This window comes from Fluviicola sp. (assembly GCF_029266855.1).
Lineage (GTDB): Bacteria > Bacteroidota > Bacteroidia > Flavobacteriales_D > Crocinitomicaceae > Fluviicola.
This window is the reverse complement of sequence record NZ_JAQSWB010000001.1, coordinates 157,688-178,909: the sequence shown is the minus strand read 5'-3', so window position 1 is coordinate 178,909 and position 21,222 is coordinate 157,688. Positions and strand designations below refer to the sequence as shown.

At 41.1% G+C, this 21,222-nt stretch carries 20 protein-coding genes and 1 riboswitch; of the genes, 7 read left to right on the top strand and 13 right to left on the bottom strand.

Going from position 1 to position 21,222, the window contains the following annotated elements; all coding sequences use genetic code 11:
• Nucleotides 1–52 precede the first annotated feature (52 nt).
• Both K0S23_RS00775 and dnaX read left to right on the top strand, forming a co-directional pair.
• Nucleotides 53–1,087, top strand: coding sequence for a DUF6340 family protein (locus tag K0S23_RS00775; RefSeq protein ID WP_300352917.1), 1,035 nt, complete (start codon nt 53–55; stop codon nt 1,085–1,087).
• Nucleotides 1,088–1,237: 150 nt separating this feature from the next.
• Nucleotides 1,238–2,353: a DNA polymerase III subunit gamma/tau gene (dnaX, locus tag K0S23_RS00770; RefSeq protein WP_366944273.1), complete on the top strand. Its 1,116-nt coding sequence runs from the start codon at nt 1,238–1,240 to the stop codon at nt 2,351–2,353.
• A gap of 22 nt (nt 2,354–2,375) precedes the next feature.
• Here the strand turns inward: dnaX and K0S23_RS00765 are convergent, their stop codons facing one another.
• Complete coding sequence (locus tag K0S23_RS00765) at nt 2,376–2,507, bottom strand: hypothetical protein (protein ID WP_300352915.1); 132 nt, start codon at nt 2,505–2,507, stop codon at nt 2,376–2,378.
• Nucleotides 2,508–2,622: 115 nt separating this feature from the next.
• Between K0S23_RS00765 and K0S23_RS00760 the strand changes: the two genes are divergently transcribed.
• The 4 genes from K0S23_RS00760 to K0S23_RS00745 are packed head-to-tail and all read left to right on the top strand — an operon-like array spanning nt 2,623 to nt 4,991.
• Nucleotides 2,623–2,952 (top strand): hypothetical protein, encoded by a 330-nt coding sequence (locus tag K0S23_RS00760; RefSeq protein ID WP_300352913.1) that lies wholly within the window; start codon nt 2,623–2,625, stop codon nt 2,950–2,952.
• A gap of 4 nt (nt 2,953–2,956) precedes the next feature.
• The gene (locus tag K0S23_RS00755) at nt 2,957–3,760 is read left to right on the top strand and encodes a hypothetical protein (RefSeq protein WP_300352911.1); all 804 of its coding nucleotides are present in this window, start codon (nt 2,957–2,959) and stop codon (nt 3,758–3,760) included.
• On the top strand, nt 3,757–4,386 hold the full coding sequence (locus tag K0S23_RS00750) for a dienelactone hydrolase family protein (protein ID WP_300352908.1): 630 nt from the start codon (nt 3,757–3,759) through the stop codon (nt 4,384–4,386). The genes K0S23_RS00755 and K0S23_RS00750 overlap by 4 nt, the downstream gene beginning before the upstream one ends.
• The gene (locus K0S23_RS00745) at nt 4,383–4,991 is read left to right on the top strand and encodes a hypothetical protein (RefSeq protein ID WP_300352905.1); all 609 of its coding nucleotides are present in this window, start codon (nt 4,383–4,385) and stop codon (nt 4,989–4,991) included. Before K0S23_RS00750 ends, K0S23_RS00745 begins: the two co-directional genes overlap by 4 nt.
• A gap of 18 nt (nt 4,992–5,009) precedes the next feature.
• Here K0S23_RS00745 and K0S23_RS00740 read toward each other — a convergent pair whose 3' ends face one another.
• From K0S23_RS00740 to metX, 8 genes are all read right to left on the bottom strand, one after another.
• The gene (locus tag K0S23_RS00740) at nt 5,010–5,564 is read right to left on the bottom strand and encodes a GNAT family N-acetyltransferase (protein WP_300352902.1); all 555 of its coding nucleotides are present in this window, start codon (nt 5,562–5,564) and stop codon (nt 5,010–5,012) included.
• A gap of 169 nt (nt 5,565–5,733) precedes the next feature.
• On the bottom strand, nt 5,734–6,651 hold the full coding sequence (locus K0S23_RS00735) for an FKBP-type peptidyl-prolyl cis-trans isomerase (protein ID WP_300352899.1): 918 nt from the start codon (nt 6,649–6,651) through the stop codon (nt 5,734–5,736).
• A 1-nt stretch (nt 6,652) separates the two neighbouring features.
• The gene (locus K0S23_RS00730) at nt 6,653–7,258 is read right to left on the bottom strand and encodes an FKBP-type peptidyl-prolyl cis-trans isomerase (protein WP_300352896.1); all 606 of its coding nucleotides are present in this window, start codon (nt 7,256–7,258) and stop codon (nt 6,653–6,655) included.
• Nucleotides 7,259–7,382: 124 nt separating this feature from the next.
• A complete protein-coding gene (locus K0S23_RS00725) occupies nt 7,383–7,841 on the bottom strand; it encodes a GNAT family N-acetyltransferase (RefSeq protein WP_300352893.1) in 459 nt (152 codons plus the stop codon).
• Nucleotides 7,842–8,376: 535 nt separating this feature from the next.
• Nucleotides 8,377–9,543 (bottom strand): O-succinylhomoserine sulfhydrylase, encoded by a 1,167-nt coding sequence (locus K0S23_RS00720; protein WP_300352890.1) that lies wholly within the window; start codon nt 9,541–9,543, stop codon nt 8,377–8,379.
• Nucleotides 9,540–9,953, bottom strand: coding sequence for an OsmC family protein (locus K0S23_RS00715; protein WP_300352887.1), 414 nt, complete (start codon nt 9,951–9,953; stop codon nt 9,540–9,542). The genes K0S23_RS00720 and K0S23_RS00715 overlap by 4 nt, the downstream gene beginning before the upstream one ends.
• A complete protein-coding gene (locus tag K0S23_RS00710) occupies nt 9,950–11,197 on the bottom strand; it encodes a homoserine dehydrogenase (RefSeq protein ID WP_300352885.1) in 1,248 nt (415 codons plus the stop codon). Before K0S23_RS00710 ends, K0S23_RS00715 begins: the two co-directional genes overlap by 4 nt.
• A gap of 1 nt (nt 11,198) precedes the next feature.
• Nucleotides 11,199–12,254 carry a homoserine O-acetyltransferase gene (gene metX, locus K0S23_RS00705; RefSeq protein ID WP_300352883.1) on the bottom strand — a complete coding sequence of 352 codons (1,056 nt, stop codon included), beginning with the start codon at nt 12,252–12,254 and terminating at the stop codon, nt 11,199–11,201.
• A gap of 147 nt (nt 12,255–12,401) precedes the next feature.
• A riboswitch (SAM riboswitch) is annotated at nt 12,402–12,542 on the bottom strand.
• 130 nt (nt 12,543–12,672) lie between these two features.
• Between metX and K0S23_RS00700 the strand changes: the two genes are divergently transcribed.
• The gene (locus tag K0S23_RS00700) at nt 12,673–14,781 is read left to right on the top strand and encodes a tetratricopeptide repeat protein (protein WP_300352880.1); all 2,109 of its coding nucleotides are present in this window, start codon (nt 12,673–12,675) and stop codon (nt 14,779–14,781) included.
• A gap of 3 nt (nt 14,782–14,784) precedes the next feature.
• Here the strand turns inward: K0S23_RS00700 and K0S23_RS00695 are convergent, their stop codons facing one another.
• The 4 genes from K0S23_RS00695 to K0S23_RS00680 all read right to left on the bottom strand — a co-directional run bounded on the left by K0S23_RS00695 (nt 14,785) and on the right by K0S23_RS00680 (nt 21,081).
• On the bottom strand, nt 14,785–16,209 hold the full coding sequence (locus tag K0S23_RS00695) for an L-serine ammonia-lyase (RefSeq protein ID WP_300352877.1): 1,425 nt from the start codon (nt 16,207–16,209) through the stop codon (nt 14,785–14,787).
• A gap of 137 nt (nt 16,210–16,346) precedes the next feature.
• On the bottom strand, nt 16,347–17,111 hold the full coding sequence (gene yaaA, locus K0S23_RS00690; protein WP_300352874.1) for a peroxide stress protein YaaA: 765 nt from the start codon (nt 17,109–17,111) through the stop codon (nt 16,347–16,349).
• A gap of 121 nt (nt 17,112–17,232) precedes the next feature.
• Entirely contained in the window at nt 17,233–20,595 is a 3,363-nt protein-coding gene (locus K0S23_RS00685) for a gliding motility-associated C-terminal domain-containing protein (protein WP_300352871.1), read from the bottom strand.
• Between the two features lie 63 nt (nt 20,596–20,658).
• Nucleotides 20,659–21,081 (bottom strand): hypothetical protein, encoded by a 423-nt coding sequence (locus K0S23_RS00680; RefSeq protein ID WP_300352868.1) that lies wholly within the window; start codon nt 21,079–21,081, stop codon nt 20,659–20,661.
• Between the last annotated feature and the right edge of the window lie 141 nt (nt 21,082–21,222).

The window sequence follows — 21,222 nt, the reverse complement described above, 5'->3', positions numbered from 1 at the left end:
GGAAAATGAAAAAGTAAAAGAATCGGATATATTTGTATTCAAGAAAAACGCTATGAAACAAATACTTACAATTAGCCTCTTTAGTTTATTGATTTTCAGTTCATGCAAAACAACGCAGGGAATGCGGATCGAAGTTCAGAGACCCGCTACTATCAGTGTGAACCCTAAAATTAAGTCGCTTGCATTGCTGAACCATTCTATTCCGGGAAAATTCGGATTGATTGAAGGCACGCTAACCCTGGAAACTCCCAAACAGGATAAGGAATTGTCAAACGAATGTATTAAAGGAATTGATGAACTTTTAAGAACAAGTGAGCGTTTTCAGATCAAGCGATGTGACAGCTCAATGCTGGCTTCCAAAAACACAAGCGTTGATTTTGGGGGAATGATGAATTGGGATCAGGTAGACAGTATTTGTAAAAAGTACGAAACAGATGCCATTCTAAGTTTGGAATTCTTCGATACGGATTTTAGTGTTATCAATCCTGCGGCAACAGCGGCAACAACTGTTCAAAATGTACTGAATGGAAATGGTGCGGAAATTGAAATTACCGGTAAAGCAACAGCGCGGGCAGGTTTCCGTTTGTACGACCCCGCTACAAAAACTGTTATTTATGAAGACCGTTACAAGCAGGATAAAACCTGGAGACAGCGTTCTACCAATCCCGTGGAAGCAATTGCCCGCCTCATCAAACGGAATGAAGCCTTAACGCAAGTAAGTTACTTCACCGGGCAGTCATTCGCTCACGACCTTGTTCCACTCTATTTTTGGGAACAGCGTATGATGTATATCGGGAAAAAAGGAGGAATGAAAATCGGTTCAAGACAAGCTTTAACAAGAGACTGGGAAGGTGCTTTGAAGACCTGGAAAGAAGAATACGAATCAAATCCCAAATCGAAGATCAGAGCCCGGGCTGCTTATAATGTAGCACTTGCGTACGAAGTTCTCAACGATTTGCAGAATGCTAAAGCATGGGTTCAGAAATCCTACATCGAAGATGGGAAAAGTGAAGCTTTGGAATACTCCAATATTCTTGAAAAACGGATCAGGGAATTCGGGATTCTGGAAAATCAGCTTACTCAATAGCTAAAAAACAAAGAGTCATTTCGGCTCTACTCAATGAGCATTAAACACCTCGTTGGCTGAGCGAAGTCGAAGTCAACATTCTGTGCTTTTTATTCTTTTTAGTTATTAACAGCATTCAAACTTTGCGAAAGTTTAGCTAATTTTGTTTTCATGTCGGATTTCGTTGTTTCTGCCAGAAAATACAGGCCCCAAACCTTTGATACGGTTGTTGGGCAAAAGGCAATTACCAACACCCTGAAAAATGCAATCAAGAATCAGCATTTAGCTCAAGCATTCTTGTTCTGTGGTTCCAGAGGAGTTGGTAAAACAACTACTGCGCGTATTTTAGCCAAGACGATCAATTGTTTTAACAGAACGGAATCTGTTGAGGCTTGTGATCAATGCGACAGCTGTCTTTCCTTCAACGAAGGAGCTTCTCTGAATGTATACGAATTAGATGCAGCATCAAATAACTCGGTGGATGATATCCGCGGGTTGATTGATCAGGTGCGGATCGCACCGCAATTGGGAACTCACAAGGTCTATATCATTGACGAGGTTCACATGCTCTCAACTGCAGCCTTTAATGCTTTTTTGAAAACCCTGGAAGAACCGCCGGCTCACGCTATTTTCATTTTAGCAACCACAGAAAAGCATAAGATCCTGCCGACTATTTTATCCCGTTGCCAGATTTTCGACTTTCAGCGTATTAAAGTAAAAGATATCGCCGATCATTTGGCACATGTGGCAACCCAGGAAGCAATTTCAGCAGATCCTGATGCCTTGCATTTAATCGCTCAAAAGGCGGATGGTGCTTTGCGTGATGCTTTATCTATCTTCGACCAGATCGTTAGTTTTTGCGGAACTACCATTACACATAAAGCAGTTTTGGAAAACTTGAATGTATTGGATCACGACTATTATTTTAAAGTGGTGGAAAATGCATTGAATGAAGACATTCCGGCTTGTTTGCTGCTCTTCAATGATGTCATGGAGAAAGGATTTGATGGTCATCAGTTCCTTGTAGGACTTGCCGAACATTTCAGAAATTTGCTGATTTGCAAGGATCCGCGGACAGCAAACTTACTGGAAGTTGGTGAAACAACTGAAAAGTTATTTGTTGATCAGGCTAAAAAAGTGGACGGTGCTCTTGCATTGCGCTGCCTGGGAGTTCTCAGTAAAGCAGATGTCGATTACAAGGCCGCAAAAAATCAGCGACTGCTGGTCGAGCTGACCCTGATGCAAATTTGTTCGGTGAAATCTGAGCTCGAAAAAAAAAATCCTTAACTGATCCGGTACAGATTATCCCTTACGCAGGACAAAGTCTGAGAAACGAATCCAAGCCTGTAAATAAACCATCCGTTACCCAGGAAAGAGTTGCTTTTTCTGCTAAGCCGGAAGCAAAAGTACTTGCCGCTCCGACCGGAAATCTAAACTCCAACAACTTATCAATTAATCATTTAATTGAACAGCAAAAAGCAAAAGCTCACGTTCCGCAAAGTGATTTACCGAAGAAGGAATTCCATCGGGATGATGTGATCCGTCTTTGGAAAACAATGGCTCATACTCAAAAACTGAACGGTCAGGACCAGGTCTACCATGTAATGATCAAACGCGAACCCGTTCAATTGGATGAGACAACCTTCCAATTTGAGGTGGATAATACCATTCAATTTACCAGGCTTGAAGGTGCTATCGGAGAAGTCATGGCTTATATTCGCAAGGAAATCCAGAATTACGATCTGAACATTCAGCTGGAACTGATCAAAGACGCTCAGGAAGAAGTGAAGTATCTGAACGGTCCCGACCGCTTCGATAAACTGGCTAAGAAAAACAGCAATCTTTTTGACCTGAAAAATCGTTTTAATTTAGACATCGATTATTAATTATATGAAACTAGTTGAAATTTCCCTTATTTGCCTGCTGCTTGTTACAAGTTCTTGCGGCGGTGAAACCACCACAGAATCTACTAAAAACGTAGAAGGAACGAAAGAAAAAAGCAACGAAAGCCTGGATGCAAGAGCCAGAAGAGAGATCATGGCATCTTTGGCTATTCCGGTTAATGAAAAATTCTCTATGAGGATTTACAGGGAGTACATCAATGCTGATACAATCGAAGATGCGATTATCACAATCAATCGCATGGAATATGCCATGGATGAAGCCATCAAAAACAACCGGCAGGCAAAAGCCGCAGAACTGGGATTCACCGGGAATTACAATTACATGTTTTATTACGACGGGGCACTGGACCGCATTTCAAACCCGATCTTTGCTCCTTCCAGCCCGGGAAGAGAACTTGATATTGAATTCAAACCTGTTGTTGCCCCTACACGAAAAGATGTGATCGTGGGATACCGGATCCGGAATTCCGGCTGGAAAAGTTACTTTTCGGTGTTCAATGACCACGATATGATGATGGTCTTCCAATGGAAATCGTTTGATTTTATAGGAGAAGATCAGCCTGAAGCATTACTTCATGCCTACGAAGAGAACCCGAACCAGGTACCTATGGATATCGCTATTTATAGCAGCGAGATTGATTCCTATACTAAAAATGTAGGAGATGTTTATAAGTACATTCCATCCATCACGAAGAAAAAGGAATTGAAATTTAAATTTTTCCTGGACCCGGTTGCGAAGAAATACCGGCTTTATCCGGAATTTGCTAAAAATCTGCCTAAAAAGATATGAATTCAGTTGAAGGGATAATTGAGGTTCCCTCTTCCTTAAGATACCGGATAATAAACCCGGAAGGTAGTTCGCCCAAACATCTGGTTTATGTGTTTCATGGATACGGACAGTTGGTTGAATATTTCAGCCAGAAATTCAATGATTTCTCGTTGAAAGATACCCTTTTTGTCTTCCCCGAAGGCCGGCACCGTTTTTACTTAAGAGGAACATCGGGCAGAGTTGGCGCTTCCTGGATGACCAAAGAATGGCGGGAAGAAGATATTCGTCTGAATATCCTGAGCTTGAATATACTGCATGAAACCGTTCTAAAAAGCTGTTCTCCCGAAAAAATTACTGTCATTGGTTTTTCACAAGGCGGTGCGACAGCTGCACGCTGGCTTGCTCAAGGAAAGATTACCTGCGACCATTTTATTTCATGGGCAAGTGTTTATCCTCCCGATCTCGCCATTGAAGATCATCGGAATCTGGCGAAAAAAAACAGTTTCGTTTTGGGAACAGAAGATGAGTTTTTCCCCGAGGAAGACCAGGAAATACTGATTGCTGATTACCAATCGAAAGGAATTCAAACTGTACGCTTCGAAGGGACACACCACATACATAAAGAAACGCTTATCTCCATATTATGAAACAATTCGTTTTATTCTTAATGCTTCTTTCCAGTATTAACATCGGTTTTGGACAGGAAGACACCGAATTATATCTTCACGAAGAAGAAGAAACAAGTGAAAAGGAATTCACTCCATATAATGAAATTGGAGCTGACATGCATTTTTCGGCAAGCACTTTCGGCGGAACCGGTGGAATCGGTTTAAAATTCGGAGTGGTTCGGAATAAGTATCTTTCATTTGGTCCTTCCGCACGTTACCATTATTCTTTTTATAAACAATACGGTCTTACCGGTTCTTATTCTGTTTATGGAGGTGGGGCATTTGTCCATGGCCGGTTTTTCAATTATTTATTCGTCGGATTCGAATTTGAGCTTTTGTCTAACCCTTACAATTATTCCAACGGGATCATTTCAGCGAAAAGAGTTTGGGCACCAACCGGACTCCTGGGTTTTGGTTTTTCCCACGCTTTTGGAGAGGAAGAAAATTTCAGGTTAAATGCGGGGATTATGTACGACATCATCAATAGTCCGAACAGCCCATTTAGACCGGGATATTTTATGAAAAAAGAAAACGGGACGCTTATTCCGCTTATTTACCGCATTGCCTTTTTCTTCAAACTTTAACAAGTTAAAGGGCTCCAACTATCTGGAAAAAACCGTGTAAACAGCCATATCAGAATAGGTGCCATTGAAATAGATCCGCTCTTTAAAATGAGCTTCCTTTTCGAAACCTAAAGTCTCCAACAGAAAAATTGCCCCCCTGTTTTCCGGTGAAACCACTGCTTCAATCGCATGAAGTTGCATCTTTTCAAATCCAAAAGCGATGATTGCCCGAACTGCTTCCAAAGCAATATGCTTTCCCCAGTAATCCACAGCCATCTCCCCGCCGATCTCTGCGCGATTGTTCAGGTAATCGATCCTGTTAAATCCGCATGTTCCGATTATCTCGGAACGGTCTCTTAAAATTCCGGCCCAACCGATTCCCTGCTTTGAAGCAAAAGCTTCGGAAGTCTTTTTTACCAGCTCGTGAGCTTGTTCTATTCCGGACAGCGTGTCCCGGGCAATAAACTGATTCACCCGCTTGCTTTGCCTCATTTTCATGATTTCAACTGCATCTTCCGTTTGAATCTGTCTCAAAACCAGTCGTTCTGTTTGAATGACCGGAAATTGGTCGAAAATGTCTTCGTTTAGCTTCATATCTGTTCTTTTAACCTATTCATTTTAAGTTTTTTAACTCAACTCACTTAAAGTATCTGACGTATCCGATAGCTATCGGGATGCGGAACTATGTCAATATTAACCATCAGAGCTTATTCAAAAGAATACATCAAAAAAATCCCCTTCGAAATTCGAAGGGGATTCACAATTATTTTATCGTTCCCATCGGACCGAAATCAACCAGTTCCACATAGAAAACCAATGTTGCGAACGGTGGAATCGTATTCGGATCCGGTGTATCTTTTCCGTAAGCCATATTTTGAGGAACATACAATTTATATTTTCCTCCTTTTTTCATAAAAGGAATACCTACTGTCCATCCCGGAATGACTCCTCCAAGATTAAATACCGGAATTTGAGGCGCACTCAAAGATGACTGCAAAGTGTCTCCCTCGGTATTCATCAAAACATAGTGAGCTTTTACATCACTCGCAGCTGTCGGACTTCCTCCGTTACCGGCTTTGATGGTTTCCATGTATATTCCGTTCGGCAATTCCTTAATACCAGCCATTTGCTTCACTTTACCGAAGTATGCCGTTTCTTTTTTGGTAACATCAGCCATTACGCGTCCATTGATCTTTGCCATAAAGTCTTTCAGCATCGTTGCTTTCAATTCCTTTTTGATCAAAGTATCCTCTTTTTTCAAACCAAGGCCAAAACCGTACACCAAATATTTCTTATCAAATTCATTGAAGGATTTTGCCTGCTCCCAACTGGTTTTAAACATTCCTCCAATAAACTTACCAATACACAGAGATGCATCTTTCGCATGTTTTTGATTGAATTCCTGTTGAGTTGGCCCCAATAAGTCCTTAATCGTTTGCTGACAAGCCATATCAAATGATTTCTCATCTTCCAAACCTTCTTCAAATCCTTTCAGGATCTGATCTTTATCATACTTGGCGAAATTTGGATCCTGAAGTAATTGTCCCGCATTATCGGCACCCATCAGGTAAGAAATTTGCTGTTTTTGAGTTGTTAAAGGCAGTACTTTTCCTGCATCTTTTTCGTCACCGCATGCGAAGTTTAACGCTAATAGCAGGGAAGCCAGAATAATTTTTTTCATCTTAATTGTTTTCAATTCCTAATAATTCAACATCAAAAATAAGCGTCATGAAAGGCTTGATTGCCCCACCCGGATGCGGATGCGCTCCATATGCCAAATCTTCGGGGATATAAAGTCTGTATTTGGACCCAACCGGCATCAATTGCAATGCTTCTGTCCAGCCTTTGATCACCTGGTGAACTCCGAAAGTTGCAGGAATTCCTCTCGTAACAGAGCTGTCAAAAACAGTTCCGTCGATCAAAGTTCCGTGGTAATGAACGTTTACCGTATCTGTGCTTTTTGGTTTTGCACCGGTACCCAACTCAACTACTTCGTATTGCAAACCGGAAGCAGTAGTAGTAACTCCCTCTTTTTTCGCATTCTCAGCAAGAAATTCCTCTCCTTCTTTTTTATAAACTTCGAATTTTGAAGCTGCAAGTTCCTGAACGTACTTTTGAATAATCTCATTTGCCTGATCTGGTGAATACTTCATTGTTTTTCCTTGAAAAACATCAGAAATAGCTTGTGCCATTACTGTTGGATCAATTCCACCTAAATCTTGCTGTAAAAGGCTGTCCGCTACGCTTAAACCGATGCAGTAGCTGACTGCTTGAATATCTTGTGACATGCTTTATAAATTTGGCGTAAAGGTAATTCATAATTACTAATTATGAATGCTGAATTAAGAATGAAGAGAGAATTAAACAGGTTTAAACCAAACTCTCTCTGCATTCTGCCTTCTTAATTCGTAATTAAAGAGTCTTCTCCATTTTAATATTGCCTCTTGCATAAATCCCTTGCTCCATTTCAACTTCGACAAAGCCGTACTTGTGATAAAGATGAATGGCAGTTTCCAGTTTGGTATTGGAATAGAGTATGAGTTTTTTGATTTGGTTTTCTTTTGCGAAAGTCAAACAATGATCCATTAAAATTTTTCCGATTCCCAGCCCCTGCGCATTTTTAGCTACCGCCATTTTTCCCAGCTCAAATACCTCATCGGTCTTTTTGAGAAGAGATGCTGTTCCCACAATTTCATTGTTATACCTGGCGTAGAAAATAAATCCACCTTTGTCAAGAATGTGTTCCTTCGGATTGGAAAGTGAAATCTCATCTCCTTCTTCCACGTAAAAATGTTCCTCCAGCCATTCATAATTGAGTGTCTTGATATATTCTTTCAACTCATCCGAATAGTCTATAATTTCAATACTCATTCCACAAATCTAATTCTCAATTTGGAATTTGCAATTAAGCACTCATTTAATCTCCCCTGTAATGCCTAAGCACCTCGTAGATAAAGCGACTTTACTCCCACTATAAGAGTCCGCCGCGGCGGACGAAGACTGAGGCTCCGTCTCACAAGACGGAAAAGCCGAGGGACATAACGTAGATATAGCATGGATAAGAGTCCGCCGCGGCGGACGAAGACTGAGGTTCTGTCTCACAAGACAGAAAACCGAGGGATATAGCTACTATATTCCGTAGTTAAAGCATGGATTAAGTATAGAAGAAAGTGCGATAGCACTTGAAGACGAAGGTAACTTCAACAGAAGTTATAACCTGAGGTACCCCACATCGAGATGTAGCGACTGTTAAGTCTGCTACTGTCTCCTTTTAACCTACGAAGCTCGAAAGAGCGCTGAAAGCCCTGACCAAAGCGTCAGGGTTGAAAACCTTGACCGTAGCGTCAATGGAAGTAGGTTTCGCATTCGAAGCTTGAAACAAAGCAATCTCTAAATAAATTCGTAATTATAAAAGCGCTTGTTCGATATCTTCCCAAATATCCTCAATATGTTCCAAACCGATGCTCAATCGTACCAATCCATCCGAAATACCAACTGCTTCCCGTTCTTCAGGTTTCAACTTGCTGTGTGTGGTGGATGCCGGATGTGTCGCTATACTCCTGCTATCGCCCAGATTGGGAGTAAGAGAAAATAAATTCAAGCGGTCCAGGAATTTGCGTCCTGCCTCCAATCCTCCCTTGATCTGAAAAGTCACAATTCCACCTCCATATTTCATTTGATCCCGGGCAATATCGTGCTGCGGATGTGAACCCAGGAACGGGTATTTCACCCATGAAACCTCGTCATTTGCCTCCAGTCGTTTTGCAATTTCAAAAGCTTGAGAACAATGTTTTTCCATTCTCAGGTGCAGTGTTTCAAGTGATTTGGAAAGAATCCAGGCATTGAAAGGTGATAAAGCCGGACCACTGTGTCGTGCAAAGCCCTGGATTTTCGCAATCGTTTCTTTTGTCGAGACGATCAATCCTCCCAAAACCCTTCCCTGGCCATCCATGTATTTGGTTGCAGAGTGAATTACAATGTCTGCCCCAAGTTTCAGTGGCTGCTGTAAAACCGGAGTTGCAAAACAATTGTCAACTACCAGGAGTACATTCTTAGCTTTACAGATCTCAGCCAACCGTTTGATGTCGATGATATCCAATCCTGGATTGGATGGTGTTTCGATATAAACAATTTTCGTTTCCGGTTTAATTTCCTGCTCATAAGCATCGTAATCAATGGCATCCACGTAGGTCGTCGTAATTCCCCATTTCGGAAGGATGTTGACAAATAACTGGTGAGTAGAGCCAAAAACGGATTTGGACGAAACAATGTGATCCCCACTCTGAAGCAATGCAGCAAAAGTCGTAAAAACAGCTGCCATTCCGGTTGCCGTAGCCCATGCAGCTTCTCCCCCTTCCAGCACGGATACTTTTTCAAGCAATTCATCCACATTCGGATTGGAATAGCGGGAGTAAATATTGGCCTCTATCTCATCTGAAAAGGCAGCCCGCATTTGCTCTGCATCATCAAACACATAACTGGATGTCAGGTACAAAGGAACACTGTGCTCTGCTTCTTGTGAGCGCTCGTTTTGAATACGGATGGCAAGGGTTTCGTTTCTGTAATTCTTCATGATTGATACTTGACTTCTGTTTGGATACTAATTTGCGGATTCAGGGAGGCAGAAACCGAACAATACTTTTCATGACTTAACTTAACCGCTGCCTCAGCTTTCTCTAAGTCCACTTCCCTGTTGAAAGAAAATACCAGGTAAATTGATTCGAATACTGCCGGAACAGCATCTTTCCTATTCGCATCAATCGTCACTTCGTAAAAGGTGACTTCCTGACGCTGTTTCTGTAATATCAGTAAAATATCAATAGACATGCAGCCAGCAAGTGAGGAAGCTAAAAGTTCCATCGGTCTCATTCCCTTGTTTTTTCCACCGATCTTTTCAGTAGCATCAATCTTAATTGAAATTCCTGATTCGTTTCTTACCTCTAAAACAAAGGGCGATTCTATTAATTTGAGATCTAACTTCATGACAATTCTTCTATTAATCCTGCTGATTCTGTTTCCTTAAATTCAATACCTTTTGTCAACTCCACACTATCCGGAATGATGGCCAGGAAATAATCCGGTTCATTGTTCCAATCTTGCTTTCGGATCTCTTCATAGGGGATAATTCCTATTTTGTAACTGTGAGATGGCCCTGAATAGGTTTCGAGTGTTTCAATAAATCTAACCTGATCCAGTTTTTCCTGGGAAGTTGCACTCAAATACACTTTCACGGAATAATCACTTTCAAAAGCCAGTGCTTCCTCTGTTTTCGACTTTTTGTATTCGTAAGCGTAGTCAAATTGCAGAGCGGATATATCCGAAAGAACAGCACTGGCTGTCGGGTGGCTTCCTGCTCCCTTTCCCAAAAACAATTGCTTGTCTGAAAATAAAGCTTCTACCACAACTGCATTGAATTCATTTTCAACATTAAATGCAAAATGATTGGCCGGAATCAAATGAGGAGCCACAAAACCGATCACCTGGTTATTGATACGTGTTCCGTAAGCCAATAATTTGATCTTCAATCCTTTTTCACGTGCATAAGTTGCATCCCAATCCTTCAACTGACGAATCCCGTAATTCCAAAGCTCATCTTGTTTCGCCGTAAATCCAAAAGCATGTTTTAACAGCAGGACCAATTTGTATTTCGCATCAAAGCCGTCGACATCTGAAGTCGGATCCAGCTCTGCAAAACCTAATTCCTGCGCATTCTTTAAGGCTTCATCAAACGATTCACCTTCCCCTGTTTTTGTAAGAATGTAATTGGTTGTTCCATTTACAATCCCGCTGATATTCGAAAGCGAATCGTTGTTATAATATTCTTCCAGGTTCCGGATAATCGGAATGGAACCGCCAACAGAAGCTTCGTATAAGAAGGAAACATTGTTTTCTTTTGCCAGGGAAACTAATTCATCCAAATAATATGCAATCAGTTTTTTATTCGCTGAAACCACATGTTTCCCGGCTTTCAATGCGCGTGTTACAATTGCATAGGCTGCCTCATAGTCATTGATCAGTTCCACAACAACGTTGATCTCCTTATCGTTCAGAATGCGGTCTGCATCTGTACTAAAATAACCGGGATCAATGATTCGTTTCTTGCTTAAGTCTTTAATTACAATGTGTTTGATCGAAGCCTGGAGCAGGGTGGTCCTGTTTAATACTTCATACAAGCCGGTTCCTACACATCCGAAACCGAATAATCCTATTGTGAGTTGTTTTTTCATCTTAGTTCTTGTTTAAAAATTGTTTAATGTGGTTTGCGAGAGTTTCTGTTTCCACTAAAAATCCGTCATGACCGAATTCGGAATGAAGACTGATCAATATTGCATGTGGCAATTGTTTACTTATTTCTTCCTGTTCTGAGATTGGAAATAACAGATCGGAATCTATTCCAATAACCAAAGCCGGCATCCGGCAGCGTTCAAGGACTTCCCCTTCCCTGTTTCTGAATACATTGTGAGAGTCCATTGCTTTCGAGAGAGTCCAGTAACTGAAGGCATTGAACCTGTGTGCTAATTTATCGCCCTGATATTGCTGATAGGAACTTGCTTTGAAATCATCGAAACCGGAATTGTCTTCCTGGCTTTGTGTGATTTTATAACCTTCGTACGTTCGGTAACTCAACATCCCGATTGCTCTGGCGGCTTTCAATCCGTTCCTCCCCCCGCTTTCCTGTTTACCGTAAAAAGTCGGATCTGCCTGGATGGCCATTCGCTGTGCTTCATTGAATGCGATTCCAAACGGGGAATGTTTCAGGTTAGTTGCAATTGGAATGATGTGTTCGATTTTACCTGGGATCAACAAAGCCCATTCTAAAACTTGCTGTCCACCTAAAGATGCACCAATCAGGGTATGGATCCGTTCTATCCGGAGTTCTTTTCGAACCAGTTCCAAGCCTGCAACCATGTCTCTGATCGTGAGAACCGGAAACGCATCGAACCGTTCTTCGGGTAATAGCTCTTCACTTAAAGGCCCTGTCGAACCATAAGCACTTCCGGGAACATTTACTGACACAATAAAATAATCTTCCGGGTCAAAGCATTTACCTTCACCGAATAATCCACCCCACCATTCCTGGACACGGTGATTTCCGGTAAGAGCATGACAAACCCAAACGACATTCGATCTGTCTTCATTGAGATTCCCCCATGTCTGATAAACCAGGGAAAAACCGGATAGTTTCCCGCCTGATTCCAAAGAGAATTCGGATTGGGAAGAATAAACCTGTTGTAATGGCTGCAAAAGCCTCCCGTCAATACGGGATGAATAAATTGTTGACATGAAATGTGTTGTAATGAGAAATTATTGAACTGAAGCAATTAACAGCAACAACAACACATTCGATCTGAAGTAAAATCAATAGTAATTTTTAGCCTGGATTTAGGCTGGATGTTTTGATAGGAAATTTTTGCACTTTTCATAAACACAATTTTATATTCGTCTGATAGCAAAATGCATCAAACTCGGAAGTTGGCACCGGTTTTCCAATCCACCCGAACTATTCGGAAGAACTTAAAGTTGGTTGCCAGAGGGTCTAAAAGTCCGTCTCTCGCCTCTTCTGTATAAACTATTTGTATTCTCGCTTAGAATTACGCCACAAAGATTCTTAAAATATTCTGACATATCAAAATAAATCTGCAATATTTTTGATTTTGATAATTATGAACCATCTTTCTAAAATTTTACTAAATTTAGTTTTGTGAAAAACATACTACTGGTTATACTGTTCCTGAGCCCACTACTTTTATGGTCTCAATTTTCTCCCTCTTCTGCTTTCAATAAATTCAAAAATTGCAAATCGGATGATTGTGATTTAATGCTTGTTAAAACCGTTGATTCTGAGATCAGAAAAGACAAAGAGAAAAAGTTTGAGTGGCTGGCATGGGAAGTCGGAGTCTTAGATTCAATTGGTTCCGAGCAAAGAGATTCAATCCTTCAATTAATTCCGCTTAAACTGCTTCCGGATTTAAAATACGGTGCCTCGGCATATCTTGCTTTGGGTAAGCAAAAAGCTGATTCCAGCCAGTTCAATGATGCAATCGTTTTGTTTTACAAAGGACTTAAAATGTCTCAAAAGAATTCATTTCCTTTCACCGAAGCAACTATCCAGCGACAAATTGCTCTGAGTTATTTGAAACTGGATGAATATAAAAAAGCCGAAAGCCATTTATTGAGTTCCCTGAAAATTGCAAAGGAATTAGATGATCCTTTGTTACAGGCCAATGCATTCATCAGTCTCGGGAATGCAGTAAAGGAACAAAAAAGATATCCTGAGGCAGTTCGCTATTACAATAAAAGCTTGACCATTGCAAAACAGCTAAAGAACAAACGCTTAATTGCCGGGAATTACAATAACCTGGGGAATGTAATGCGTCGTACCAAAAAATACAACGAAGCGCTGAACTACTTTTTCAAAGCCCTGGAAATGAACAAGGCTAGTAATAACCAGGAATGGATCTCATTCAATTACAATAATATTGGCCAAACGTATGAAGATCTTTCCAATTATTCCGAGGCTATCACCTATTTCAAAAAATCCTGTGATTTAAAACAAGAGATTGGCGATTCATTAAACCTGATATCCAGTTACCTGGGACTCGCGGGTGCTTATGCGAAAAACGGCTCTTATAAAGAGGCTTTTGAATTCATGGAAAAACACAATTCGTTGAAAGACACCATGAATTTACATGAGCAGGCAAGAACATTGGGAGAATTGGAAACAAAGTATGAAACTGAAAAAAAAGAAGCACAAATAAAGAATCTTCAAATTCAGGGTGAATTGCAAAAAGAGCGTGAACAGCGCTTAAATGACCAGGCTGAAAAGAACAGGAACTACGTAATTTTAGCCATCGTACTGCTTCTGTTCTTGAGTGGTGGACTTATTATACTCATCAGGTCGAACAGGCAGAAACAACTTTCCAATAAATTACTCAACTCTAAAAATTCTGAAATCGCTCAGTCTCATGCTGCTTTGTCGGAAGCAATGGATGAACTTCAGATCAAAAATAAAGAAGTCCTGGATTCCATTAATTATGCGAATTATATTCAACAAGCATCTTTACCCAATTTAAAGCAATTGAAGGATTCGCATCTGGATATCGAATTGTTCTTCTCTCCGAAAGATATTGTAAGCGGTGATTTCTACTTCTTATTTCCGCGAAAGGATGCAATCATCTTCGGAATTGGAGATTGTACGGGTCATGGTGTTCCGGGAGCAATGGTTTCATTGATCGGAATGAACGGCTTGGAAAAAGTCACAAAAGAGAATACCGGGATGAATACCGCTTCGATGGTGGAAGATGTAAACCAGTTTTTATTGAAAAGTCTTCACCGGGGAAGCAGTACAATTAACGATGGTATGGATTTGAGCTTTTGCATTTTTGAACCTGCCACCAAAACACTTCATTTTACCGGAGCCAACCACAATGCCTTGATAATTCGTGCTAAATCAAGTAACGAGCAAGAGGAGTTTCCGGTTAAATACGAAAATGAGAGTACGCAGATCGGTGTCATTAGCGGAACCCGGAGACCTGTCGGACGATCTTTTGTAAATGTACCTTTTGAAAATAACAGCTTCAATTGTATCTCCGGCGATCGGATCGTTTTATTCTCTGACGGTTATTCGGATCAGATTGGAGGAGAAATCGGTAAAAAAATGAAACGTGCAAACATGATGAATTTACTTTTGGTTTCATCTGCTGAAGCTATTGAGAATCAAATAAATTACATGCGTGATGCCTTTCACAAATGGAAAATGAACACCGAACAAGTGGATGATGTCTGTGTCATGATTGTTGAAATCAAATAAGCATTAGCACTCCGAAAGATTCACAGGAATATTGGTTGCCAATCCTCCGTCAGATGTTTCTTTGTATTTCTCGTTCATGTCTAAAGCAGTTTCCCACATGGTTTTAATGACTCCATCCAGCGAAACTTTAGCCGTACTGGGATCTCCCTGCAAAGCCAGCTGACAAGCTGTAATAGCCTTAATCGCACCCATAGTATTTCTTTCGATACATGGAATCTGAACCAAGCCTCCGATCGGGTCGCAGGTCAATCCCAGGTGATGTTCCATCGCAATCTCGGCAGCCATCATTGCCTGATCCGGATTTCCGCCCAAACATTCTGTCAATGCCGCCGCAGCCATTGCGGAAGAAACACCGATTTCTGCCTGACAACCACCCATCGCAGCTGATATGGTCGATCGCTTTTTGAAAATACTACCGATTTCGGCAGCTACTGTCATAAACCGCACGATGTCCTTGTCCTCTGTTCCGCCTGAAAAGCAAACATAATACATTAAAACCGCAGGAATTACACCGGAAGCTCCGTTTGTCGGAGCTGTAACAACTCTTCCGAAAGCTGCATTTTCTTCATTCACGGAAAGAGCGAAACAACTCACCCAGTTCAGTGTATTCTGAAAAATATTACTTGTTGCCTGAATTTGTTTGATGAAATCTTTTGAGTCTCTGCAAGCAATTCCGTTTAACAAACGTCTGCTCATTTCGTAGGCTCTTCGCTTTACGTTCAAGCCGCCCGGAAGTATTCCCTCCGTATTCACACCTCTGTAAACGCATTCGCGCATAACATTCCAAATCTCCATGCAGCCATCAAATGTCTCTTCCTGTGTTCTCCAGGTCAGTTCATTCTTCAATACAATTTCGGAAATACTTGCTCCCTGTTCATCGCAGTATCTTTTCAGATCTGCTGCTGTTTCAATCGGATAAGGTAACTGTACCGTGTTGCTCGCATTTTTCTCTCCCTCCCCTTCTTTCACCACAAATCCTCCACCAACTGAATAGTAAGTGTGGGAATCTTCGGACCCATCCATTAGGGTAACAGTTAATGTTAATGCATTCGGATGTCCGGGAAGGGATTTGTCAAAATGAAATATTAAGTCAGTTTCCGGGTTGAAAGTAATGACCTGCTCTCCGCAAATCTCCAATGTTTTCGTTTGATAAATCTTTTCAAACTTGGGATTGATCGTATTCACTGCAATGGTAACCGGATCTTCTCCCATTAATCCCAAAAGAACAGCAATATCAGTACCGTGTCCTTTACCTGTCTTTGCCAAAGAACCATATAAATCCACACGAATCCGTTTAATCTCATTGATTCCGGGATTTACTTTATACAGGTTAATGAATTGCTGAGCAGCTCTCCAGGGTCCCATTGTATGAGAACTCGAAGGACCAACTCCGATTTTGAAAATATCAAAAACACTAATTTGTTCCATTGGGTGAATTTACTGAAGCAAGATTAAGCAAAGAAACTGCTTTTACCGCTCTTGCAAAGGTAAGTTTTCATCAGCAGATTGTTAAGAATTCGAGAGTAAATCTGATTAAATTGAACGTTGTTGTATGATTTTCCCGATTATCTAACAAAAACCCATTCCGTAGCGGATGATTGCTTCTCATCATACGAATAACCATCCACATCATATCCCTTCAAATCTTCCAGCTTGGAAATTTCATTTTGGATAATATATCTGGCCATTGCACCACGGGCATGCTTCGCAAAGATCATGACAATTTTGTATTCACCATTTTTAAATTCCTTAAATACTGGAGTTACAACCGGGTTTTTTACCTTTTTCCAGAGAATTGCTTTATTGTATTCAGCCGAAGCCAGATTAACAATTGCTTCACCCTTTTCTGTTTCCTTCAAAAGGGATTTGGTCAGTTTATCTCCCCAAAACTGGTACAGGTTATTAATATTTTCTTTGATCTCCCACCGGGTACCCATCTCAAGTCGATACGGATGTATTAAATCCATGGGTTTCAATAAACCATACATTCCGGATAATATACGCAGATTTTTCTGAGCTCTTTCCAATTCCTTTTCTGAAAGCGATTCCGCATCCAGGCCTTTGTATACTTCACCTGTGAATAAAAAAGCTGCCGGTTTCACATCATCTGTTGGTTCGGCAGACAAATACCAGGATTTATTTCTATTTACATTTAGCTCCGCAATATCCTTCGATACATGCATCAATTCCATAATGTTTTTTGCCTTCATTTTTTTCAACTTCCCCACCAGCGACTTTGCTTCTTTAGCAAAAATGGGTTGTGTATATTGAAATTCAGGAAATTGACAGTTTTCATTGATCGATTTTGCCGGAGAAATGAGAATTTTCATAATTGCTTTTGCTTTGCCCAAAAATACGTTGAAAAAAGGAATCCGGATTTGCTTTATAAAGTAAAAATCGCCTCAGGTTTAAACTTGAGACGACTTTTACCAAAACCAATATTAATTTACTTTACTTCAACAATGTTACATGCCCGTCCAATTCTACTTTCTTATCCGAACTTCTGTTCTTTACTTTTATCTTCCAGATGTAAGTTCCATCCAACAATTTTTCGTCGTGATAAGTACCATCCCATCCTTCCTCATAATTCAGAGATTCGAAAATGAGTTCTCCCCATCTGTTGAAGATTTGAAGATGATAACTGTTCACATCAAATCCTGTCGTTAAAATAGGTTTGAAGACGTTGTTAAATTCATCGCCATCCGGTGAAAAGGCATTCGGAACATAATAAATCAGGTCTTCTCCGACATGAACGGTTCTCGCTGCTGTATCCCGGCAACCGTCGCTGCTAATGGCTTCCAGATATACAATATAATATCCTCCTTCATCATCCGGGAAAACATGTGTTGGATTTTCAGCAGTACTGCCTGAAGAACCATCCGAAAAATCCCAGGAGTAACTTACTGCACCGTATGAATTATTAAAGAAATTGACAAAAGTATTGGATGTTTCAACTTCACTCGGAGTTAGATCAAAGTCAGCAATCGGATTTGGATACACACATAAAAATGCGGGTTTTGTTCCTGTATTTGCACAACCTTCGGGAGTCGAAACAGTTAATGTGACATCGTAGCATCCTGCTTCTGTCAACTCCAGGTTGATAGAACCGCATCCGTTGTATTGTGATCCATTGGATAAGGTCCATTGACAATTAGTCAAATTTCCGGTCGATTGATTTGTCAGGGTTGTTATCAAAGGAGAACATCCTGCAACTTCTGTGGCTGTAAAATCGACCTGGGGAATCGGAACTACGGTAACCTGGATCACATCTGTATTCGTACATCCGTTTACATCTGTTCCTACAACGGTATAATTCAGCGTTGTTTGAGGAAGAAAAGGAACTCCGTCGATTCCATTATTGTCCCAGATATAAGTAGCAGCTCCCTGACCGTTTAAAGTAACCCAGTCCCCGTCACAAATCGAGAAATCATTCCCCGCAAATACAGTTGGTAAATCCCAAACTCTTACCATAACATCAGTTCCAATGGCATTAGAACACATCGATGCGGAACTTTCCTGTACCGAAATCAATTGATAGATATAATCTCCGGGAACATTTGTTGGTGCCGGAATAGTTGCCTGTCCGCTTGGAGAAACAATTGTCTGAGGTGCTCCTCCGTTCAAAGAATAAGTGAAGGTGAAGGGAGAAACTCCATTTGTTGCCTCGAAGGTCACAAGGGGTGAATTCTCATACAAACACAAACTCGTATCACCCGCAATACTGGCATTTGGTAAGGGGTTCACACTCACTGTTGCCGTACCCCCCTGATTTGCAAGGCATCCTGTTAGAGAGCCATCTTCAACACTTATTAATGTGTAAGCAAAATTCCCCACAACCGTTGTTGGCACAGTGATCGTTGCCGAATTTGAACCATTCAATGTTGTAATGGTCTGCTGAGCACCACCATTAAGCGTATAGGTAAATGTATACGGTCCAACAGTATTTCCACCGGTAAAAGTAACCTGTGGCTGATTTGAGAATTGACAAATAGTGATGTCTCCGGCAATGGAAGCTGTAGGCAAATCATTTACCACAACCGTAACCAATCCTTGCTGCTGACTTAAACAAGTTGTTGCACTTGCGTCTTCAACACTGATGATCGCATACTGATGATTGCCGGCAATATTTGTAGGTATTCCGATCGTTGCTACTCCTGCAGCATTCGAGATAACCTGTACAGGTGCACCTCCGTTGTAAGTATAACTGAATGTATATGGAGCAGTTGCACCAGATCCTGTAAATGTAACTGTTGGTTGCAGATCATTCAAACAAACTGTCGTACTTCCTGTAATCGTTGCATTCGGTAACGGATTTACAGTTATTACCCGATTGTCTGTATTTATGCAGCCCGCTGCGCTTGTTCCGGTAGCAGTATAGGTAGTCGTAACAGAAGGTGCTACCATAGTTCCATTAGGAACATTTGCTCCCCAGAAGTAATTGGCGGCTGTTCCTGTCGCAAGCATCATCATTTGATCACCATCACAAATAGCAGCATCAATTCCAGCATCTACAACAGGTAGTGCATTAATTGTTACCTGGGTTGTAACCGCCTGGTAACACGGAACTGATGGCGTAAATGTAACAGTATACACTTCACTTGTGGTTGTTGTACTCGACGACAGATCCAAAAGTCCTGTGTTTGCATCGATGGTTACTGTAGCCGGTGCAACGCTGTAAGTTCCGGCAACAGGAGTTGACAGCGCAGGGGTAGGATCAGCGGCATCCATGCAATACTCCGGGTTTGGATAAGATAAGGTATATACGTTGGAAGGATTTACAGTGACAAGAACCTGGTCTGTTGCTGCACAACCATTCAAATCAATTCCATTGACAGTATATGTTTGAGTAGTTGCAGGAGCAAAAGCTACACCATCCGTAACACCGTTATCCCAAACAAAGTTTGTTCCGCTGGAACCATTAAGAGTTACATTTTGACCTGCACAGATCGTCTGATCCGGACCGCCATCAATGAAAGGAGTGAAAATGTTCACCGTGAAAGGAGCAGATTGACACAAAAGAACTCCGTTCGGATCATACAATCCTGCTACAATTACTGTATCACTATAAATTGGGATAGTAATTGTATTGGAAGAAGGTGTATTACTCCCAGGAATATCCCAACCGATACTGGTTGTTAAACACGGACCTGCATTGATAAAAATGTTATCCAATCCCCAGTTGTCACAGCAACCTCCTGATGAATTGGTCTGAATCCATCGGAACATAGTATTTGTTGTTGCAGCTGCTGCCGGAATCGGAATTGAAAAATTATTCCAGTTCGTATAGGCTGTTGCACCGTTAATTGATGCATTTCCTCCCGGATTAGCTCCTAATTGAAATCCCCATGGACTGAAATAAACGAATTCAATCCAGGTAACACCTCCATCAATACTGTATTGAATGGAAACTCCTTCGTCTTGTTCATCCGGTCCCTCACATGGAACGCCACCTGCCTGAACAGCATATCTCATCTCAAAATCCAGGGTTCCTCCCGAACACACATCAAAATTATCGGTGGTAATTTGAGGTGTTCCCGCAGCCGTTGAAGCCCAGAAATAAGGGGTGTTATCCATCGAATTCCCACACAACACACCATAGTTCGCTGTTCCGGAAGTTGACCATCCCGGCGGAAGCGCGTTGTTATTGAAATTAAATGACTGGTTTGCCTGTGTTATTGTCCCTGTGGCTGTTAGCGTAATTGAAGTTCCCGGACATACCTGAAGGGGATTGGGACCTGCGATCGTGACAGAGCAGGTTTGTGAATACCCGGTAATAGCACCGAGTAAGCACATTAAAAGTAATGTTGCTTTCATAGTAGTTCAGTAAATATTAATTAATCCTAAGTCGAATAATTCGATAGACCGGCGTCTTATCTTTTATTCAACAACCAAGTTTTCGATTCGTAGTTCCTGGAAGTTCCATGCTCCCGAAAAATTGGGATTACGAAGATAGATTTTCGACTTGTCGTCTGTTCCGCAATCAGCTGTAAAGACCTGATTGGGTGTCAAACTTAAGTAGTAGAGACTCTCATCATTTGCATTGCAGCCAGAACAGCCTTCAGCAAATTGAGTAACAATATTAAAACCGACATGCAAAGCAGTATTTGTCAGGTTCTCAATTTTTAAAAAAGCAAATTGATAAGCTTGTTTTCCCGATTCAACGTCACAAAGGCCACCCACATAGGATATTTTGAGTTGTGGAGTGGTAATGAGCTGGTGCTCCTCCTGTGAAAACGCTGTCGAACTAAAAAGCACGCATGCTGCAATACCTTTAGTCCATTTGAACAGAACTTTTTTCATAAATCTAACAGTTAGTAGCATCGGTCTATAGTAGACAAATGTTAATTAATAGATGTGTGTTTTAATAATAACCCTCCAAAAAAATTTAGTCAAGTCATCTGTTTTAAAGACTTCCTTTTTGACTAAACAGTCAGCCTATTT